Origin of the sequence: Rahnella sp. PD12R (assembly GCF_019200965.1) — a bacterium.
GTDB classification, from domain to species: Bacteria; Pseudomonadota; Gammaproteobacteria; order Enterobacterales; family Enterobacteriaceae; genus Rahnella; species Rahnella laticis.
In genome coordinates this window covers 121,387-137,272 of sequence record NZ_JAHTMS010000006.1, presented here as the reverse complement: position 1 = coordinate 137,272, position 15,886 = coordinate 121,387, and the positions used below count along the sequence as shown (strand labels likewise).

General features: G+C 54.2%; 18 protein-coding genes. 10 read left to right on the top strand and 8 right to left on the bottom strand.

What is annotated here, in order from left to right; all coding sequences use genetic code 11:
* Position 1 precedes the first annotated feature (1 nt).
* Entirely contained in the window at positions 2-577 is a 576-nt protein-coding gene (gene phnN / locus KWG64_RS13595; RefSeq protein ID WP_195813612.1) for a ribose 1,5-bisphosphokinase, read from the top strand.
* Positions 578-585: 8 nt separating this feature from the next.
* Positions 586-1,224: a DapH/DapD/GlmU-related protein gene (locus tag KWG64_RS13590; RefSeq protein ID WP_218522178.1), complete on the top strand. Its 639-nt coding sequence runs from the start codon at positions 586-588 to the stop codon at positions 1,222-1,224.
* Positions 1,225-1,308: 84 nt separating this feature from the next.
* Here KWG64_RS13590 and KWG64_RS13585 read toward each other — a convergent pair whose 3' ends face one another.
* Positions 1,309-1,950 (bottom strand): hypothetical protein, encoded by a 642-nt coding sequence (locus tag KWG64_RS13585; protein WP_195823929.1) that lies wholly within the window; start codon positions 1,948-1,950, stop codon positions 1,309-1,311.
* A gap of 99 nt (positions 1,951-2,049) precedes the next feature.
* Positions 2,050-2,502 carry a YhbP family protein gene (locus tag KWG64_RS13580; RefSeq protein WP_218522177.1) on the bottom strand — a complete coding sequence of 151 codons (453 nt, stop codon included), beginning with the start codon at positions 2,500-2,502 and terminating at the stop codon, positions 2,050-2,052.
* Between the two features lie 113 nt (positions 2,503-2,615).
* Between KWG64_RS13580 and KWG64_RS13575 the strand changes: the two genes are divergently transcribed.
* Positions 2,616-2,933 (top strand): GIY-YIG nuclease family protein, encoded by a 318-nt coding sequence (locus KWG64_RS13575; protein WP_218522176.1) that lies wholly within the window; start codon positions 2,616-2,618, stop codon positions 2,931-2,933.
* On the opposite strand, the gene KWG64_RS13570 is transcribed toward KWG64_RS13575, so the two are convergent.
* The gene (locus tag KWG64_RS13570; RefSeq protein ID WP_218522175.1) at positions 2,920-3,777 is read right to left on the bottom strand and encodes a helix-turn-helix transcriptional regulator; all 858 of its coding nucleotides are present in this window, start codon (positions 3,775-3,777) and stop codon (positions 2,920-2,922) included. The genes KWG64_RS13575 and KWG64_RS13570 overlap by 14 nt on opposite strands.
* Positions 3,778-3,994: 217 nt before the next feature.
* Here KWG64_RS13570 and KWG64_RS13565 point away from each other — a divergent pair, with 217 nt between their 5' ends.
* The 5 genes from KWG64_RS13565 to KWG64_RS13545 are packed head-to-tail and all read left to right on the top strand — an operon-like array spanning position 3,995 to position 9,031.
* Positions 3,995-5,707 carry a solute:sodium symporter family transporter gene (locus KWG64_RS13565; protein ID WP_218522174.1) on the top strand — a complete coding sequence of 571 codons (1,713 nt, stop codon included), beginning with the start codon at positions 3,995-3,997 and terminating at the stop codon, positions 5,705-5,707.
* Positions 5,707-7,206 carry a sulfatase-like hydrolase/transferase gene (locus KWG64_RS13560; RefSeq protein ID WP_218522173.1) on the top strand — a complete coding sequence of 500 codons (1,500 nt, stop codon included), beginning with the start codon at positions 5,707-5,709 and terminating at the stop codon, positions 7,204-7,206. The genes KWG64_RS13565 and KWG64_RS13560 overlap by 1 nt, the downstream gene beginning before the upstream one ends.
* 7 nt (positions 7,207-7,213) lie before the next feature.
* Positions 7,214-7,564 (top strand): YidH family protein, encoded by a 351-nt coding sequence (locus KWG64_RS13555; protein WP_218522172.1) that lies wholly within the window; start codon positions 7,214-7,216, stop codon positions 7,562-7,564.
* The gene (locus KWG64_RS13550; RefSeq protein ID WP_218522171.1) at positions 7,554-7,913 is read left to right on the top strand and encodes a DUF202 domain-containing protein; all 360 of its coding nucleotides are present in this window, start codon (positions 7,554-7,556) and stop codon (positions 7,911-7,913) included. The genes KWG64_RS13555 and KWG64_RS13550 overlap by 11 nt, the downstream gene beginning before the upstream one ends.
* Complete coding sequence (locus tag KWG64_RS13545; RefSeq protein WP_218522170.1) at positions 7,913-9,031, top strand: anaerobic sulfatase maturase; 1,119 nt, start codon at positions 7,913-7,915, stop codon at positions 9,029-9,031. Before KWG64_RS13550 ends, KWG64_RS13545 begins: the two co-directional genes overlap by 1 nt.
* A 42-nt stretch (positions 9,032-9,073) precedes the next feature.
* On the opposite strand, the gene KWG64_RS13540 is transcribed toward KWG64_RS13545, so the two are convergent.
* Together KWG64_RS13540 and KWG64_RS13535 are read right to left on the bottom strand one after the other, a co-directional pair.
* Positions 9,074-9,577, bottom strand: a complete 504-nt coding sequence (locus KWG64_RS13540) for a GNAT family N-acetyltransferase (RefSeq protein WP_218522169.1) — start codon at positions 9,575-9,577, stop codon at positions 9,074-9,076.
* Entirely contained in the window at positions 9,571-10,092 is a 522-nt protein-coding gene (locus tag KWG64_RS13535; RefSeq protein ID WP_152325276.1) for an SCP2 domain-containing protein, read from the bottom strand. The genes KWG64_RS13540 and KWG64_RS13535 overlap by 7 nt, the downstream gene beginning before the upstream one ends.
* 314 nt (positions 10,093-10,406) lie before the next feature.
* Between KWG64_RS13535 and KWG64_RS13530 the strand changes: the two genes are divergently transcribed.
* Positions 10,407-11,402, top strand: a complete 996-nt coding sequence (locus tag KWG64_RS13530) for a peptidase U32 family protein (RefSeq protein ID WP_195813606.1) — start codon at positions 10,407-10,409, stop codon at positions 11,400-11,402.
* Between the two features lie 14 nt (positions 11,403-11,416).
* Positions 11,417-12,295 carry a U32 family peptidase gene (locus tag KWG64_RS13525; protein WP_218522168.1) on the top strand — a complete coding sequence of 293 codons (879 nt, stop codon included), beginning with the start codon at positions 11,417-11,419 and terminating at the stop codon, positions 12,293-12,295.
* Positions 12,296-12,353: 58 nt separating this feature from the next.
* Here the strand turns inward: KWG64_RS13525 and KWG64_RS13520 are convergent, their stop codons facing one another.
* From KWG64_RS13520 to KWG64_RS13510, 3 genes are read right to left on the bottom strand one after another with little or no spacing between them, the layout of a single operon-like run.
* A complete protein-coding gene (locus KWG64_RS13520) occupies positions 12,354-13,517 on the bottom strand; it encodes an ABC transporter permease (RefSeq protein WP_195823933.1) in 1,164 nt (387 codons plus the stop codon).
* The gene (locus tag KWG64_RS13515; RefSeq protein ID WP_218522167.1) at positions 13,514-14,686 is read right to left on the bottom strand and encodes an ABC transporter permease; all 1,173 of its coding nucleotides are present in this window, start codon (positions 14,684-14,686) and stop codon (positions 13,514-13,516) included. Before KWG64_RS13515 ends, KWG64_RS13520 begins: the two co-directional genes overlap by 4 nt.
* Entirely contained in the window at positions 14,683-15,657 is a 975-nt protein-coding gene (locus KWG64_RS13510) for an HlyD family secretion protein (RefSeq protein WP_218522166.1), read from the bottom strand. The genes KWG64_RS13515 and KWG64_RS13510 overlap by 4 nt, the downstream gene beginning before the upstream one ends.
* Between the last annotated feature and the right edge of the window lie 229 nt (positions 15,658-15,886).

Genomic DNA, 15,886 nt, shown 5'->3' with positions numbered 1-15,886 from the left:
AATGAGTCGTTTACTTTATCTGATGGGTGCTTCAGGTTCGGGAAAGGACAGTCTTCTGGACGCACTGCGCCAGCATTTACCGGCGGATGTTGCCGTGGCGCATCGCTACATTACGCGCCCCGCTGACGCCGGTTCTGAGAATCATATAGCGCTGAGCGATGCCGAATTTATTCAGCGTCGTCAGCACGGATTATTTGCGCTGGAATGGCACGCGCATCAGTGCCGTTACGGCGTGGGAATCGAAATCGACACCTGGATGCAGCTCGGTTGCCACGTGGTGGTCAACGGTTCGCGGGCGCATCTGGAGAAAGCGCAACAGCGTTACGGCCAGCGGCTGGTGCCGGTGTGTTTGCAGGTTTCAGACGAGGTGCTGGCTGCGCGTTTATTGCGGCGTGGACGCGAAGACGCCGGGCAAATTGCCTGCCGTCTGGCGCGTGCCCGTGAGTATGACAGCGCCTTGCCCGCCAGCTGCCACCGGCTGAATAACGACGGTGCGTTACAGGACACTTTACGGCATTTGCTGGCCATTCTTTCGCTGCCGGTCAGCGCCCCTTTTTATTCCGTCACTTCAACATGAGCGAGATTATGACAGACATCATTTCCCCGTTTTCTCTGGCTGACGAACAGGATTATTCACGTCCGAAAATCGGCCAGCAGGTCGAACTGAACCGTTCGCAGCTCGGGCAATACGTGCATATTGCCGATAACGCGATCATCGAAGAAACGCAGATCGGCGATTATTCGTATACGGCGGGCAACAATCAGATCTTCTACGCGACCATTGGCAAGTTTGTGTCGATTGCCACCTACGTGCGGATCAATCCGGGGAATCACCCGACATATCAGCGCGTTGCGCAGCATCATTTCACCTACCGCAGCTCGGTTTACGGGTTGGGTGAGGACGATCAGGATTTCTTCGACTGGCGCCGTGAACATCACGTCACCGTCGGCAACGACGTGTGGATCGGCCATAACGCCGTGATCATGCCTGGCGTCAGCGTAGGGAACGGCGCGGTGATCGGGACGTCCGCCGTGGTGACGAAAGACGTTGAGCCGTATTCCATCGTGGCGGGCGTGGCTGCGAAAAAGATCGGCATGCGTTTTGACGATTCAATGATCGAAAAGATCGAGAACAGCCAGTGGTGGAACTGGGATCACGACACGCTGAAAAAGAGAATGCCGGATTTTCGAAATCTGGATGTGTTCGCGGAGAAATATCTGTAAGGATCGGGACGATCCTTGCGGGGCAAAATTCGCGTTTTTTGCTGATACCTTATCATAAGGATCCCGCTCAGCAGAGAACGCGGATTAAAGTTCTTCAATGCTGGCGGCGATTTGATCGGATTCCAGCACGGTGACGCCGCCCAGTCCTGCGTTAAACGCCTGTTCCTGCAAGGCTTTGGCGACAACGTCCGAATCGATGGCTTTCCATTTTCCCGGCAACAGTTTAAACAGCGGCGCGCTGAGTTGTTCGAGCAGGCGCGGCGGATGGCGTTTCCCGACCAGCAGCGAAGGCCTGACCAGCGTCAGCAAAGTCCAGCCCTGGTGCATCAGCGCCTGTTCCATTTCCCCTTTCGTCCGGTTATAGAGAAATCGTGAGTGCGCATCCGCACCGTTGGCGCTGACCGCCAGACAATGGCGCGCACCGAGTTCCTTCGCGGCTTTGGCGCAATCCACCACCAGATCGTAATCCACGGCGCGAAACGCTTCCGCGCTGCCCGCCTGTTTACGCGTGGTGCCGAGGCAGCAAAACAGCAGGTCAATCGGTTCATCCAGCGCAACCACCAGCGACGTGAGATTTGCCCCGAGCGGGTTGATCAGTTTATTACCCGGCGGCAGCGGGCGGCGGCTCGGCGCAACAATCCGGCTGACGCGCGGATCCAGTTGCAGCAGACGCAAAAGCTCGCGCCCGATCAGACCACTTCCGCCCAGCAGAAGAACTTTTGCCATATCACTTCCTTTTAAAAAACGGCGTTTACACGGAATTTCAGAAACAGATAAGTTCAAGTGTTACCCGATTGTAAATTCCCCGCTATAAGACAGTTCCTGTTACTCAGGCTTATCAGAAAGCGTGCGATCCCACAGCAGCTTTTTGCCAAATCCCAGGGCGTTATCCGTCATCTTGATGCTGTTAAGCTTCAGCGCCCAGACCGGCGCTTTCATGGCGATCGCCACCGGGAAATGTTTGCAGTACAGACGGCGCGCGTGGCTCTCTTCTTCACCGGAGAGGATCGTCGCCTCACCGCGATACTGAATGCCTTTGATCAGCGCGATGGTTTTCGGATGCGGCGCGATCGTGCCCACCACCTGCGGCGATTTTGCCATCAGCGTGCCGTGCAGCGTTTTCAGTTCGGTCATGAAGTATAAAGACAGGTTTTCAGCATCGGCGACGTAAAAGCAGTTAGCGCTCCACATCTCACCGTCGGCGGCGGCACACAGCGCCAGCACATGATTTTTGTTCAGGAATTTGAGAATGTGTTTCAGGTCGTCGGGGTTATTCATCGGAGGATCCTTGTCGTCTTTGCCGCAGTGTACCGTGACACACCGATGTTTTACGTCATTCTGCTGTGCGGTTCAGGTAAACTTACGCAAACTTTTCCAAATACGATGCGTCTATGTCCACTTCTCCCGGCTGGTTTTTATACATGTTGAGAACGCCCACCGGCATGCTTTATACCGGCATCACGACCGACGTAACGCGGCGTCTCGGCCAGCATCAGGCAGGCAAAGGGGCGAAAGCATTACGCGGAAAAGGCGAGCTGGAGCTGGTGTTCCACTGCGTGGCGGGGGATCGTTCTCTGGCCTCTAAGCTGGAAATCCGGGTGAAAAAGCTGAGCAAGGCGCAGAAGGAATTGCTGGTTTCCTGCATGCCGGAAGATCTGGTGGTTTACCTGGAATCACTGGCCGCGCGCGTAACGGTTATTCCGGTTTAACCGAGGAAGGCGCGAAGCCGAATTTCTGTTTGAAAGCTTTGCTAAAGTGAAATGAATCAAAGAAGTTGAGCAGTTCTGCGACCTGACTGACGCTGTAATTTCCCTGACGAAACAGTGACAGCGCCAGCCCGAGCCGCGCATCGAGATAATATTCTTTCGGCGTTTTTCCGGTGTATTTAAGAAATAAACGCCGCAGATATTGTTCGCTGCACTGCATCCATTGCGCCATCTCCGCCACGGTCCAGCGTTTTTGAATATCGGTATGAATAAGCGAGAGTAGTTTTTCCATCTGCCTGAGCTGCTGACCTTTCACGCCGGTCTGAACAATCAGGCAAACCCACTGGTAAATTAACTTGGTAATAAAGGCAACGGCCAGGTTTTTATTTAAGTCGATATCACTGGCAATTAATTCGGTGACCTGAATGAGTTCCTGATTAAATAACTCGCCGTTATAAATTATAGCCTGTTGCGATAATGGAATTTCCATGATGCCTGTCGGAATAAACTCCATCCAATATTGTTCCCACAGCAAACCTTCGCAATGATAAGACTTTATTTCTGTTGGCTTGAGAAATATCACGCAATTGCCGTTAAGCGTGACGCTCGATTCATCCTTTAACGTGATCTTGCCGCAGCCTTGCAGGGTATAGACGGCCACCCAGGAGTTTTCAATCAGCGGTTTCCTTTTGTCCTGCGGCCATATCACCTTATAACTTTTATCGGCCAGCGTATGCCAAAGAGAGATAAGCGATATCCCGCTTGAGATCACATTTTCGGCAAGAACCAGCGGGATATTGTACGTTGTTTCGTTTTTTACATGCCAGCCGTCAATTTTTCCATTCATTTTATTTCGCCGTCAGAGAATGATGCCTATGTCCTGCCGATATTATTTACCACACTCTACTCGCAGGGCGCGAGCAATGCCTGTTTGTTAATAAAGAAAACCGATAAAGAAAGCTGAAAAAATACTGAAGAATAAAACAATATCCGGGGCTGTAAAGAGCGTTGTTCATTTTTACGCTGCGGCACACCAGATCATCAGCAAAAATAAGGGCAGTGAAATGAATGTTCAGCAAGTTTTAAGCTTTTTCGCTTTTACACTTCTGGTGGCATTAATTACCTGGTGGAAATTGCGCAAAGCCGACACCCAATCTCAGCAAGGTTACTTTCTGGCCGGACGCTCCCTGAAAGCGCCGGTGATCGCCGCATCCCTGATGCTGACAAACCTTTCCACCGAACAGCTGGTCGGGCTGGGCGGTCAGGCATGGAAAAGCGGAATGTCCGTGATGGCGTGGGAAGTGATTTCAGCCATTCCGCTGATCTTCCTCGCCCTGATTTTTCTGCCGAAATATTTGCAGCGCGGCATCGCCACCATCCCTGATTTTATCGAAGAGCGGTACGATAAAAGCACACGTATTTTCGTTGATTGCTGCTTTCTTATCGCCACCGGCATCTGTTTTCTGCCGATTGTTCTGTACTCCGGCGCGCTGGCGCTCAACAGTTTGTTCCACGTGGGTGAAGCGTTTGGCGTCTCCGAAGGGACCGCGATCTGGTTTATGGTGAGCCTGCTGGGCGTGTCCGGTATTTGTTATGCGGTGATTGGCGGGCTGCGGGCCATCGCGATTGCCGATGTGATTTACGGCATCGGACTGGTGATTGGCGGGCTGATGATCCCGGTGCTCGGCCTGATGGTGATGGGCGACGGGAATTTCCTGCACGGCGTGCAGCAACTGACGACGGTTCACAGCGAACGCCTCAATTCCATTGGCGGCAGCCATGATCCGGTGCCGATTGGGGCCGCGCTAACCGGGCTGATTCTGGTGAATACGTTTTACTGGTGTACCAATCAGGGGATTGTGCAACGCACGCTGGCCTCGAAAAGTCTGGCCGAGGGCCAAAAAGGGGCCTTGCTGACGGCCGTGCTGAAAATGCTCGATCCGCTGATTCTGGTGCTGCCGGGCGTCATTGCGTTTCATCTGTTTCCGCAACTGCCGAAAGCCGATATGGCCTATCCGGCGCTGGTCAATAAGGTGCTGCCGTTACCGCTCGTCGGGTTCTTCGGCGCCGTGCTGTTTGGCGCCATCATGAGCGCATTCAACGGGTTCCTGAACAGCGCCTGTACATTGTTCAGCTATGGCATTTATCACCGCGTGATTAATCAGCGGGCAGAACCGCAAAAGCTGGTGAGCGTCGGCCGCCGGTTCGGGCTGGCCGTGGCGGTGGTGTCGGTGATCGTCGCGCCGTGGATTGCCAATGCGCCGGAAGGACTTTACAGCTGGATGAAGCAGCTCAACGGCATCTATAACGTGCCGCTGGTGACGATTGTGATCATGGGGTTTTTCTTCCCACGCATCCCGCCGTTGGCCGCCAAAGCCGCCCTGTTTTTCGGGATTTGCAGTTATGTCGTGATCCATTATCTGGTGTCGTTCGAACTGCATTTTCTCTACGTTTTGTTCTTCACGTTCTGCATTAACGTTCTGCTGATGCTCAGCATTGGCTGGCTCAAACCCCGCGCCACGCCGTTCAAATTCCGCGACGCTTTTGCCGTCGATATGCAACCGTGGCGGCCGGTAAAAGTGGCCTCCGTCGGCGTGCTCGCTGCCATGATTGGCGTTTACTCAGGGCTGGCGCAATTTGGCGGTTATCCGACGCGTTGGCTGACGCTGATCAGTTATCTGACAGCCGCCGCGGTAGTGATTTATCTGTGCATTCACCGCTGGCGTCAGCGTCCGGTGGACAGCGTTATCTACACTTCTGAACCGGGGAATAAGTAATGGAACGCCCTAATTTTTTGTTGATCATGACCGATACGCAGGCCACCAATATGGTGGGGTGTTACAGCGGTAAATTGCTGAATACGCATAATATTGATGCGCTGGCGGAGTCCGGCATCCGGTTTAATTCGGCTTATACCTGCGCGCCGGTTTGCACGCCTGCACGCGCCGGATTATTCACGGGCATTTATTCCAATCAGTCCGGTCCCTGGACCAACAATGTCGCGCCCGGTAAAAACATTTCGACCATGGGCCGCTATTTTCAGGATGCAGGTTACAAAACCTGTTACATCGGCAAATGGCATCTCGACGGACACGACTATTTCGGAACCGGCGTATGCCCGCAGGAGTGGGACGATGAATACTGGTTTGACGGTGCCAATTATCTGGCAGAACTGACGGACAAAGAGATTGGCCTTTGGCGCAATGGCCTGAACAACGCGGAAGATTTGCGGGAAAACGGCATCGATAAAACCTTTACCTGGGCACACCGCATAACCAACCGTGCGATTGATTTTCTGGCGCAACCTCAGCGCGGAGAAGAACCGTTTCTGATGGTGATTTCCTATGACGAACCACACCATCCTTTCACCTGCCCGGTTGAATATCTTGAGAAATATGAGGATTTTTACTACGACCTCGGGGAGAAGGCACAAGACTCTCTGGCCGGTAAACCGTTGCATCACAGACTGTGGGCCGACGCTATGCCGTCTCCGGTGGGCGCTGACGGTCAGTACCATCATCCGCTGTATTTCGCCTGCAACGATTTTGTTGATGATGAAATTGGCCGCGTCGTGGCCGCACTGTCACCGGCCCAGCGCGAAAATACCTGGGTGATTTATACCTCTGATCACGGCGAAATGATGGGCGCGCACAGGCTGATCAGCAAAGGCGCTGCGATGTATGACGATATCACCCGCATCCCGCTGATTTTCGTGCCACCCGCCGGACAGGAAATTCCGCGTCAGGTCGATACGCCCGTCAGTCATTCCGATGTATTGCCCACGCTGATGGCGCTGGCGGGCATTGATAAACCGGCGATTTTGCCCGGCGAATCGGTTTTCGACGCACAGCCACAGCGCGGCGTGATGGTGGAATTCAACCGCTACGAGATTGAACACGACAGCTTCGGCGGGTTTATTCCGGTGCGCGGCTGGGTGACGGACGGCTATAAATTCGTGCTCAATCTGTTTACCAGCGACGAACTCTACGATCGCTATAACGATAAAAATGAAATGCACAATCTGATCGACAACCCGGATTACGCAGACATCCGCAACACATTGCACGATCAGCTGATGGACTACATGGACAAAATCCGCGATCCCTTCCGCAGCTATCAGTGGTCGTGCCGTCCGTGGCGCAGTGAGACCAGACCACGCTGGATGGGCGCTTTCCGGCCACGCCCGGAAGACGGGTATTCTCCGGTGGTGCGCGATTACGATACCGGTTTGCCCACGCAGGGCGTGAAAGTGGAAGAGAAAAAACAGAAATTCTGAGGGCAGGATGTTAAAAATCGCACAGACCGGAGAGGCACCGGATTACCGTTTTTCTCTGGCAAATGAACGTACTCTTCTGGCGTGGATCCGCACTGCGCTGGGATTTCTGGCCGCCGGGGTCGGGCTGGATCAGCTGGCGCCCGATCTCGCTACGCCTCAGCTGCGCGCCGGAATTTCGCTGTTGCTGTGTCTGTTTTCCGCCGGGCTGGCGGTTTACGGTTATATCCGCTGGCTGCGTACTGAAAAAGCCATGCGCCTGCGCCAGGATCTGCCTTACACCCACAGCCTGCAAATGATCAGCCTGATGATGGCGGCGATTGCCGTTGCGGTGATGGTGCTGGTGTTCTGTGCCCGCTAGCCGGTTACAACGCCGGATAGCGGATCCGGGACTTCAGCCGGAACGGACGTCGCTGGCATGGTTTCGCACGCTGCTCAGTTACAGCGCCCTGCTGATTCTGATGTTGCGACACAATACGCATCAGAGCAGCCCGTGGTTCTGGCTGAGTTTTGCGGCGCTGGCGACGGTCGTGGCCGTGCTGTACCGTTATGCGAGATTGCGCAATGTGATGGACAGCCGCGTCTGCGATTATTCGCAACCTGACGCCCTGCTCGCCAAATTATCCGTGGTGCTGGCGGTGTGTTTTCTGGCATTACTGTTTGTCGTATTTCATTTGGGTCATTTTCTGTTTCTGCCGGGAGGCTCGTAATGCGCGGATGTCATGTGATGGCAAAACCGGCCAGTTCACGTTGCAACATTGACTGCCGTTACTGTTTTTATCTGGAAAAGCCGCAGCAGCCGCTGATGGACGACGCGACGCTGGAAGCTTTTATCCGCCAGCACATCGACGCTCAGCCGGGAAATACGGTGGAATTCGCCTGGCAAGGCGGTGAACCGACGCTGGCCGGATTGCCGTTTTATCAGCACGTGGTGAAACTCCAGCAACGTTATGCCAGTGGCAAAACCATTCACAACAGTCTGCAAACTAACGGTATTTTGCTCAACGATAGCTGGTGCCGTTTTTTGCAGGACAACCACTGGCTGGTGGGGATTTCCGTCGATGGCCCGGCAGATTTACACGATGCGCATCGCGTCACCCGCAGCGGTAAACCGACACACCGCCGCGTAACAGCGGCCATTGAAAAGCTGCGGGCGCATCGCATCGAATTTAACGTGCTGGTGGTGGTCAGCAGAAAAAACAGTGCTGAACCGGCGCGGTTATACCGCTATCTGAAAACGCTGGGCACGCCGTTTCTGCAATTTATCCCGCTGGTTGAGCATGATCAGAATGGCGCGATCAGCAAAGAATCAGTTTCCGAAGAAGGTTTCGGGCAGTTTCTGAATAACGTGTTTGCGTTGTGGGTGAAAGAAGATATCGGGAAAGTGTATGTGCAGATTTTTGATTCCACGCTGGCCGTATGGAGCGGGTATCCGTCGCAAATGTGTACCTTCAGCGCCACCTGCGGCCATGCTTTGGCGCTGGAATCTAACGGTGACGTTTATCAGTGCGATCACTACGTTTACCCTGAATACAAACTGGGCAATCTGCATCAGACGCCGATTGCCGTCCTCAATGAAAGCGAAGCTGCCATCCGTTTCGGTGAGAATAAACAGCGTTTATTGCCGATGGATTGTCAGGCGTGTCCGGTGTTGAAATTGTGTCAGGGAGATTGCCCGAAGCATCGCCATCAGGGTGCAAAAAGCTATCTGTGTAAAAGCTATTACGCCTTTTTCACATACACCGCGCCGTACATGCAAATGATGCGAGATTTGCTGCGTCAGAAACGGCCTTCGGTGGAGCTGATGGCACTTTTGCGCCAGCCGTAAAAAAAGCGGAGAGATCCTCCGCTTTCGTGAGTGAGTCTTTATTCAGAACCGGTCAAACGGCGGGGAGAATTCTACCTGACCGCTGGCGTCGTTGAGCGCATCATCGGACAAGGTGAAGAACTGGAATGCCGCTTCGGTGTCCGGCCAGCGGCACTGCAAATCATGTACTGCCGCCGGTTTAAAACCAAAACGCCCGTAATACGCCGGGTCACCAAGCACCACGACGGCGGCGTAACCAAATTCATTCAGGGAATCGAGCCCTTCGTACACCAGCTTTTCGCCCAATCCCTGACGACGCAAAGACTCGTCAACCGCCAGCGGTGCCAGCGCGACCCAATTGCGATCTTCGCCCTGAATATCAACCGGGCTGAAGGCGACATAACCGACCACACCGCCTTCGTCGTCGGTGGCGACAACGCCCAGCGTCAGCAGGCCGTCTTCGCGCAGTTGCTGCACCAGATCGGCTTCGGCGCCGCCGGGGAAGGCGCGGCGCAACAGACGGTCAATGCCCGCGGCATCTACCGGAATTTCAGTGCGAATTAGCATGGCTCAGCTACCGGAGCTTTCGGCTCACGGTCCTCTTGCAGTCCCGCTTCGACGAAATCGGCCAGGCGCAGCAGGCCATTTTTCAGCAGCAGCGGCATAGTATCGAGATCGATAGAATCCATCAGATTCTTCACGTACAGACCGAGTTCCGTGTCACCTTCAATGCGCAGACGACGCTGGAAGAACAGCGTATCCGGATCTTCTTTCCGCGCAGCAATCAAAATCAGGTCGTTGGCGTTGCCGCTAAAGCTGACATCCGCGTCGCCTTTTTCTGCAACGATCAACTTGCCTTCGTCCACTGACATCAGCCAGCTCAGGCTGAGATCGCTGACATCAATTTTCAGCCAGCGGCCTTCGAGGAAATCCAGTTCGCCATCGGCCAGCGCCTGACGAAGCTGCCCGCTCAGTACCTGTTGCAAGACCTGACGCTGTAGCGCAAAAGGCGTGAATTTCAAAGGCACACTCAACAGGGATGGTCCCTGACGAACCAAACGTGCACGTAGTTTTTGCAACACTGGCACTACTCCTTTCGGTAACTTTTTCGGCAATTTTTTGGCAACTATTTGTACTATTTTGCCACATCGCCCGTAACGTTCAGCGGTCTACATCAATAAATACTGCAACAGAAAAACCTCCCGTACAACCTCCCCGACGGTTGCAGCCCCTTCAACACCCCAGAAACTGCCTCAAATCAAAATATTGCATCTATAGCTTCTCTAAAATAGTTCGCCAATCAAAGCCCTGACTGATGAATGAATAACGTCGGCAACTGGCTTTTCATCACCCACAACCCTTTCGCCACGGCGTGCGGTTGCAGTAAGGAACGAGAATGGAGCTACTTTGCCCGGCAGGGAATTTACCTGCGCTAAAAGCGGCCATCGATAACGGTGCTGATGCGGTATATATCGGCCTGAAAGATGACACCAATGCACGCCACTTTGCAGGCCTGAACTTCACGGAGAAGAAATTGCAGGAGGCGGCAAATTACGTTCACCGCCACCGCCGTAAGTTGCATATCGCCATCAATACGTTTGCGCACCCTGACGGCTATCAGCGCTGGGAACGCGCCGTGGATATGGCCGCACAGCTCGGCGCCGATGCGCTGATCCTTGCCGATATCGCCATGCTGGATTACGCCGCGACGAAATATCCTCACGTCGAGCGCCACGTCTCCGTTCAGGCTTCCGCCACCAACGACGAAGCGATCCGTTTCTACAAAAACAATTTTGACGTCGCCCGCGTGGTGCTCCCTCGCGTGCTGTCGATGCATCAGGTGCGTCAGTTGTCGCGCACCACCGTCGTGCCGCTGGAAGTGTTCGCGTTCGGCAGCCTGTGCATTATGGCCGAAGGCCGTTGTTACCTTTCTTCCTATCTCACCGGCGAATCGCCTAATACTGTGGGTGCCTGTTCTCCGGCGCGTTTTGTGCGCTGGCAACAAACCGCACAGGGCATGGAATCACGTCTGAATGACGTGCTGATTGACCGCTATGACGAAGGCGAAAACGCCGGTTATCCGACGCTGTGCAAAGGCCGGTATCTGGTGGACGGCGCGAAATACCACGCGCTGGAAGAGCCGACCAGCCTGAATACGCTGGAATTACTGCCGGAGCTGTTCGCCGCCAATATTGCCTCGGTGAAAATCGAAGGGCGCCAGCGCAGCCCGGCGTATGTCAGCCAGGTAGCGCGCGTGTGGCGCATGGCCATCGACCGCTGCATGGCTGATCCGCAAAACTACAAAACCGACGAAGCCTGGATGAATGCGCTGGGCGCGATGTCTGAGGGTACGCAAACGACGCTCGGTGCCTATCACCGTAAATGGCAGTAATTAAAGAGATCATCATGAAATATTCATTAGGAGCCATCCTTTATTACTGGCCGAAAGCGCAGGTTGAAGACTTTTATCAGGCGGCGGCAAACAGCAGCGCCGACATCATTTATCTCGGCGAGAATGTGTGTACCAAACGTCGCGAAATGAAGGTCAATGACTGGATGGATGTCGCCCGTGAACTGGCGTCAGCCGGAAAGCAGGTGGTGATTTCCACGCTGGCATTGTTGCAGGCGCCGTCCGAGCTGAATGAACTGAAACGCTATGTGGAGAACGGTGAGTTCCTGCTGGAAGCCAACGATTTTGGCGCGGTCAATATGGCGGCTGACCGGAAGCTGCCGTTTGTCGTCGGCCACGCGCTGAACTGCTACAATGCCGTTACGCTGAAACTGCTGCAAAAACAAGGCATGGTGCGCTGGTGTATGCCGGTTGAGCTTTCCCGCGACTGGCTGGTAAACCTGCTGAATCAATGTCAGGAACTGGGCATCAGGGATAAGTTCGAAGTGGAAGTGTTGTCTTACGGGCATCTGCCGCTGGCCTATTCCGCGCGCTGTTTTACGGCACGTTCGGAAAACCGTGCGAAAGATGAATGCGAAACCTGCTGCATCAATTATCCGCAGGGCCGGAAAATGCTGTCGCAGGAAAATCAGCAGGTGTTTATCCTCAACGGCATCCAGACGCAAAGTGGCTATTGCTACAATCTGGGCAATGAACTGACGTCGATGCAGGGGCTGGTCGATATCGTGCGGCTGTCACCGGAAACGCACGAGACGCTTTCCACCCTCGAGGAATTCCGCGCTAACGAACGGGGTTTGCGTCCGCTAATGCTGACAGACAGAGCCGACTGTAACGGCTACTGGCAGCGCATTGCCGGGCTGGAACTGCGTCGCTGAGATTTAAAATGACGCCATGAAAAAGGGATATTACTTTGCGGTAATATCCCTTTTTGGATCAGACGCCTTTTCGCCGCGGCCTGAACATCGCCCGCAGACGCACGCCGTCGCGCAGCATCCCCACGGCGATACCAATGAACGTATAAAACGCGCATAAAAGCAGAAGCATCAGGATATCTCCGCCAACATCTTTAAACGGCAGCCCCATCTGATTCACCCCCGCAATCGCTTTGGTCGCCCAGGTCGAAGGCAGCATCGAAGACACCGCCCTGACCCACGCGGGCATCGCCTGCAGCGGCCAGATGGTACCGGAAATGTAAAAGACCGGCGTCGTCACAAAGGCCAGCGTCAGGTAGATCAGTTCCACGCTGCGCAGGCATTCCGTGACCAGTTTGCCTAAGCCGAGTACGGCCAGTAAAAACGGGAACGTCAGCAGCAGAATTTCAGGAATGCTGGCCGTCTGCCGGTATCCCAACACCCACGGCCACAAGACGAACAGGACAATCGACAGGAATAACCAGACCGGGATCAGCGCAGAAATCCCGCCGAGAAAGGCCGGTATTGCCGGTTTTCCGGAAGGCCCGCTGTTGAGCACAATGCTGACACGCACGCTGGCGATCAACAGTGAGTGCTGTAATAACATGACCAGAAGACCGGGAAAGATAATCGCCGCGAAGCTGATGCCGGGGTTAAAGACATCCAGCGACTGCCCGATTATCGGCGACAACACGACGCTGGCCTGCCGCTCGCTGAAGCCGCTGCTGAGCAGTAAATCCGTGTTGTATTGCGTGAGGATCGCCTGATACGCCGCGAGCACGTCCTGCTGGATTTGCCCGTTCGCCAGACGGTTGGTCGCATCGCCATAAACCGGGATCACGATGTTTTCACCGGCGAGGATCTTCTTCTCCAGATCCACCGGCATGATGATCACCGCGAACAATTTGCGCAGCGCCAGATCGCGTTCGGCATCGGCGAGATTATCGTAGTGATTAGTTTCAACTTTCGACGTGGCGTCCAGCTGACGGGTCAGCATGCGGCTGGCGGTGCTGTGATCCTGATCGATAACGGCGACCGGCAGATCCCAGACGGTACGGTTAGCGTAAACCAGGCTCATCACGCACAGCGAAAGCAGCAGCATCATCCACATCGGTTTATCGAGCAAACCGGTCAGCACTTTGCTGAAAGTTCCCCACCAGGTTTTGAACCATTCGCGACGGGTCATTGTCCTGGCTCCTGTTGCTTCATGCGCATATACAGACGCTTACGCACCAGCACACCGGTCAGCAGCGGATAAATCAGCAGAATGCAGCACACCATCAGAATCCCGCGCAGCGATACCTGCCGCAGGAAAACGTCAAACATTGCCGCCAGCGCGTAACTCAGGGGTTCGATACCGGAAATAATACGCGCCGGCAGCGGCATCGATAACACCGGAACAGCCATACCGGAAAAGGTGAGCGCGATACTGACGAAAATCCCCATCATGGTGTAGGCGGTGATGGTCGTTTTCGTGAAGGTAAACAGCAGCAGCCCCAGGCTTTGGGCGGCAATCACATAAAAGAAGCCAATAACAAGCATATACAATGGATTACCGCTCACCCGTGCGTCGAAAAAACCCACGAGCATGGCGATTTCCACCATCAGTAAGGTGGTGAAACACAGCGTGTACGGCGCGAGTTTCCCGAGCAGTGCCAGGGTAAACGACGGCGCACTGAGCAGCGCCTGACTGCGTGCCATCACGTAAATCATGCAGGTAACGGTGAAAAGCTGCAAAAGGTGGATGGTGGCGGCGAATTGCTGGTAGTAAATATAGCTGCCGCTGGCGTTGAACAGGCTGCCGTAAGAGAGATCGACGCTCGCCAGTGACGGCAACGTTTTGCCGATTTCCGTCGCGATAATCGACCGGTAGCGGGTGTTCAGCTCAGTGATCAGCCCGCTGAAATCTTGCGTGGAATACAACCCGGCACCGTAAAACAGGGCGTTGTAATACAGGACCGCGCTCGGCTGTTTACCGGCCAGCACGTCCGCTTCGAAGTTCACCGGAATATACAATAATGCATAATCCTGCGCGGTGCGCAGACGGTATTCCGCCTCCGGTAATCCGCCTTCAAATGCCTGAACGTGCGCATGAGAACCCGCGTCAAGTTTGCGGGTGAGCGTTTTGGACAGCGTGCTGTGATCGTTATCCACCACCGAAACGGGCAAATCCAGCAAGGTGCCTTCAGAGAAGTTGCTGCTGATCAGGCCAAACAGAAGTAAAGGGAAAATCCAGCACAGCCAGTGGATCACCGGCTTACGGAAGGCGTAATTTGCCTCGCGGGTAAAAGCACGACTGAAACAGCGCCATGCGGCTTTTATCCTTTCACTGCGCGGCGCTTTGACCGGCTTCACTTCGCCTTCCACTGCCAGAGCGCGCTCATGCCCTGACGTAATCCGGGAACCGGTTTGGCGGGATACAGACGAACTTCAAAGGTTTTTAAATCAAAGTCACCGGTCGCGCGCGTTGCACGCTTGGTGGCGTAATCACCGAGCGGCGCGATATAACGCACTTCGGTTTCAATCATTTCATTATTCAGCGCAGGCACGCGCATTTGTACTTTATCGCCTTTGCGCACGCCCGCCAGAATGTCTTCACGCAGGTTAAAAACGAAATAAGCATCCGGCAGACGGACTAACGTCAGCAACGGGCTGGATGCACTTTGCAACTCGCCGACTTCCACCGGAATCGGCCCGACTTCCCCGTCTACCGGCGCTTTCACCTGTAAATCATCGGTCTGGGCTTTCACTTCCAGTAAATCTTCTTCCGCCTGACGCAGCTGAGCCGCATAACTTGCGCGTTGCTCCACGCGATCGCCGTTAACGCCTTCATCCAGATTGGCTTTAGCCACCAAAACCTGCGCATAAGCGCTGTCACGCGCGCGGCGTGAATCTTCTAAATCGGAGGCGGAGATAAAGCCTTTACCGGCGATTTTCGCATTGCGGTTGTATTCATCGCGGGCGTTGACGTATTCGGCCTGAGATTGCGCCAGCGTCGCTTTCAGGTTGCGGATGCTTTCTTCACGCGTCCCGTTAACTGAAAGTTCGAGCTGGGCTTTGGCCTGATCGCGTGCGGCTTCCAGCGCGCGGAGTTGCGCCATCATTTCCGGACTGTCGAGAGTAATCAGCAACTGCCCTGCTTTTACGTCATCGCCACGTTCGACATGACGTTCAATCACGCGGCCTTTGGCTTTCGACGCGACAATGACTTCAGGCGCATCGACTTCGCCCTGAAGCAGGAGATCTTCGTTATGCGCACGAAATAAAACAGCCAAAGAAACCGCAACCGCCACCAGCAGCAGGGTTAATAACATTCGTTTACTCATTGATACCACGTCCTTTTTGTTCGCCTGAATTATTTACCGGCATTGGTTTTCCCTTCCATCATTGTCCCTGCCTGCTTTCGCAGCCTTTTCAGGCGCATTTTTTACTTCAATGAAATCATAGCGGGATGAGCAGAGACTTTTTAACACAAAACAACATATTGGCTAAAATTATAGTTTAGGCGACTTCAATCTAATTTAAGCATGTTTAAACGGAAATTAAGGGCACAAA

What these genes read in the sequence shown, in the direction of transcription:
- phnN (WP_195813612.1), top strand. Translation starts at nt 2, where the DNA reads ATGAGTCGTTTACTTTATCTGATGGGTGCTTCAGGTTCGGGAAAGGAC.
- KWG64_RS13590 (WP_218522178.1), top strand. Translation starts at nt 586, where the DNA reads ATGACAGACATCATTTCCCCGTTTTCTCTGGCTGACGAACAGGATTAT.
- KWG64_RS13585 (WP_195823929.1), bottom strand. Translation starts at nt 1,950, where the DNA reads ATGGCAAAAGTTCTTCTGCTGGGCGGAAGTGGTCTGATCGGGCGCGAG.
- KWG64_RS13580 (WP_218522177.1), bottom strand. Translation starts at nt 2,502, where the DNA reads ATGAATAACCCCGACGACCTGAAACACATTCTCAAATTCCTGAACAAA.
- KWG64_RS13575 (WP_218522176.1), top strand. Translation starts at nt 2,616, where the DNA reads ATGTCCACTTCTCCCGGCTGGTTTTTATACATGTTGAGAACGCCCACC.
- KWG64_RS13570 (WP_218522175.1), bottom strand. Translation starts at nt 3,777, where the DNA reads ATGAATGGAAAAATTGACGGCTGGCATGTAAAAAACGAAACAACGTAC.
- KWG64_RS13565 (WP_218522174.1), top strand. Translation starts at nt 3,995, where the DNA reads ATGAATGTTCAGCAAGTTTTAAGCTTTTTCGCTTTTACACTTCTGGTG.
- KWG64_RS13560 (WP_218522173.1), top strand. Translation starts at nt 5,707, where the DNA reads ATGGAACGCCCTAATTTTTTGTTGATCATGACCGATACGCAGGCCACC.
- KWG64_RS13555 (WP_218522172.1), top strand. Translation starts at nt 7,214, where the DNA reads ATGTTAAAAATCGCACAGACCGGAGAGGCACCGGATTACCGTTTTTCT.
- KWG64_RS13545 (WP_218522170.1), top strand. Translation starts at nt 7,913, where the DNA reads ATGCGCGGATGTCATGTGATGGCAAAACCGGCCAGTTCACGTTGCAAC.
- KWG64_RS13540 (WP_218522169.1), bottom strand. Translation starts at nt 9,577, where the DNA reads ATGCTAATTCGCACTGAAATTCCGGTAGATGCCGCGGGCATTGACCGT.
- KWG64_RS13530 (WP_195813606.1), top strand. Translation starts at nt 10,407, where the DNA reads ATGGAGCTACTTTGCCCGGCAGGGAATTTACCTGCGCTAAAAGCGGCC.
- KWG64_RS13525 (WP_218522168.1), top strand. Translation starts at nt 11,417, where the DNA reads ATGAAATATTCATTAGGAGCCATCCTTTATTACTGGCCGAAAGCGCAG.
- KWG64_RS13520 (WP_195823933.1), bottom strand. Translation starts at nt 13,517, where the DNA reads ATGACCCGTCGCGAATGGTTCAAAACCTGGTGGGGAACTTTCAGCAAA.
- KWG64_RS13510 (WP_218522166.1), bottom strand. Translation starts at nt 15,657, where the DNA reads ATGAGTAAACGAATGTTATTAACCCTGCTGCTGGTGGCGGTTGCGGTT.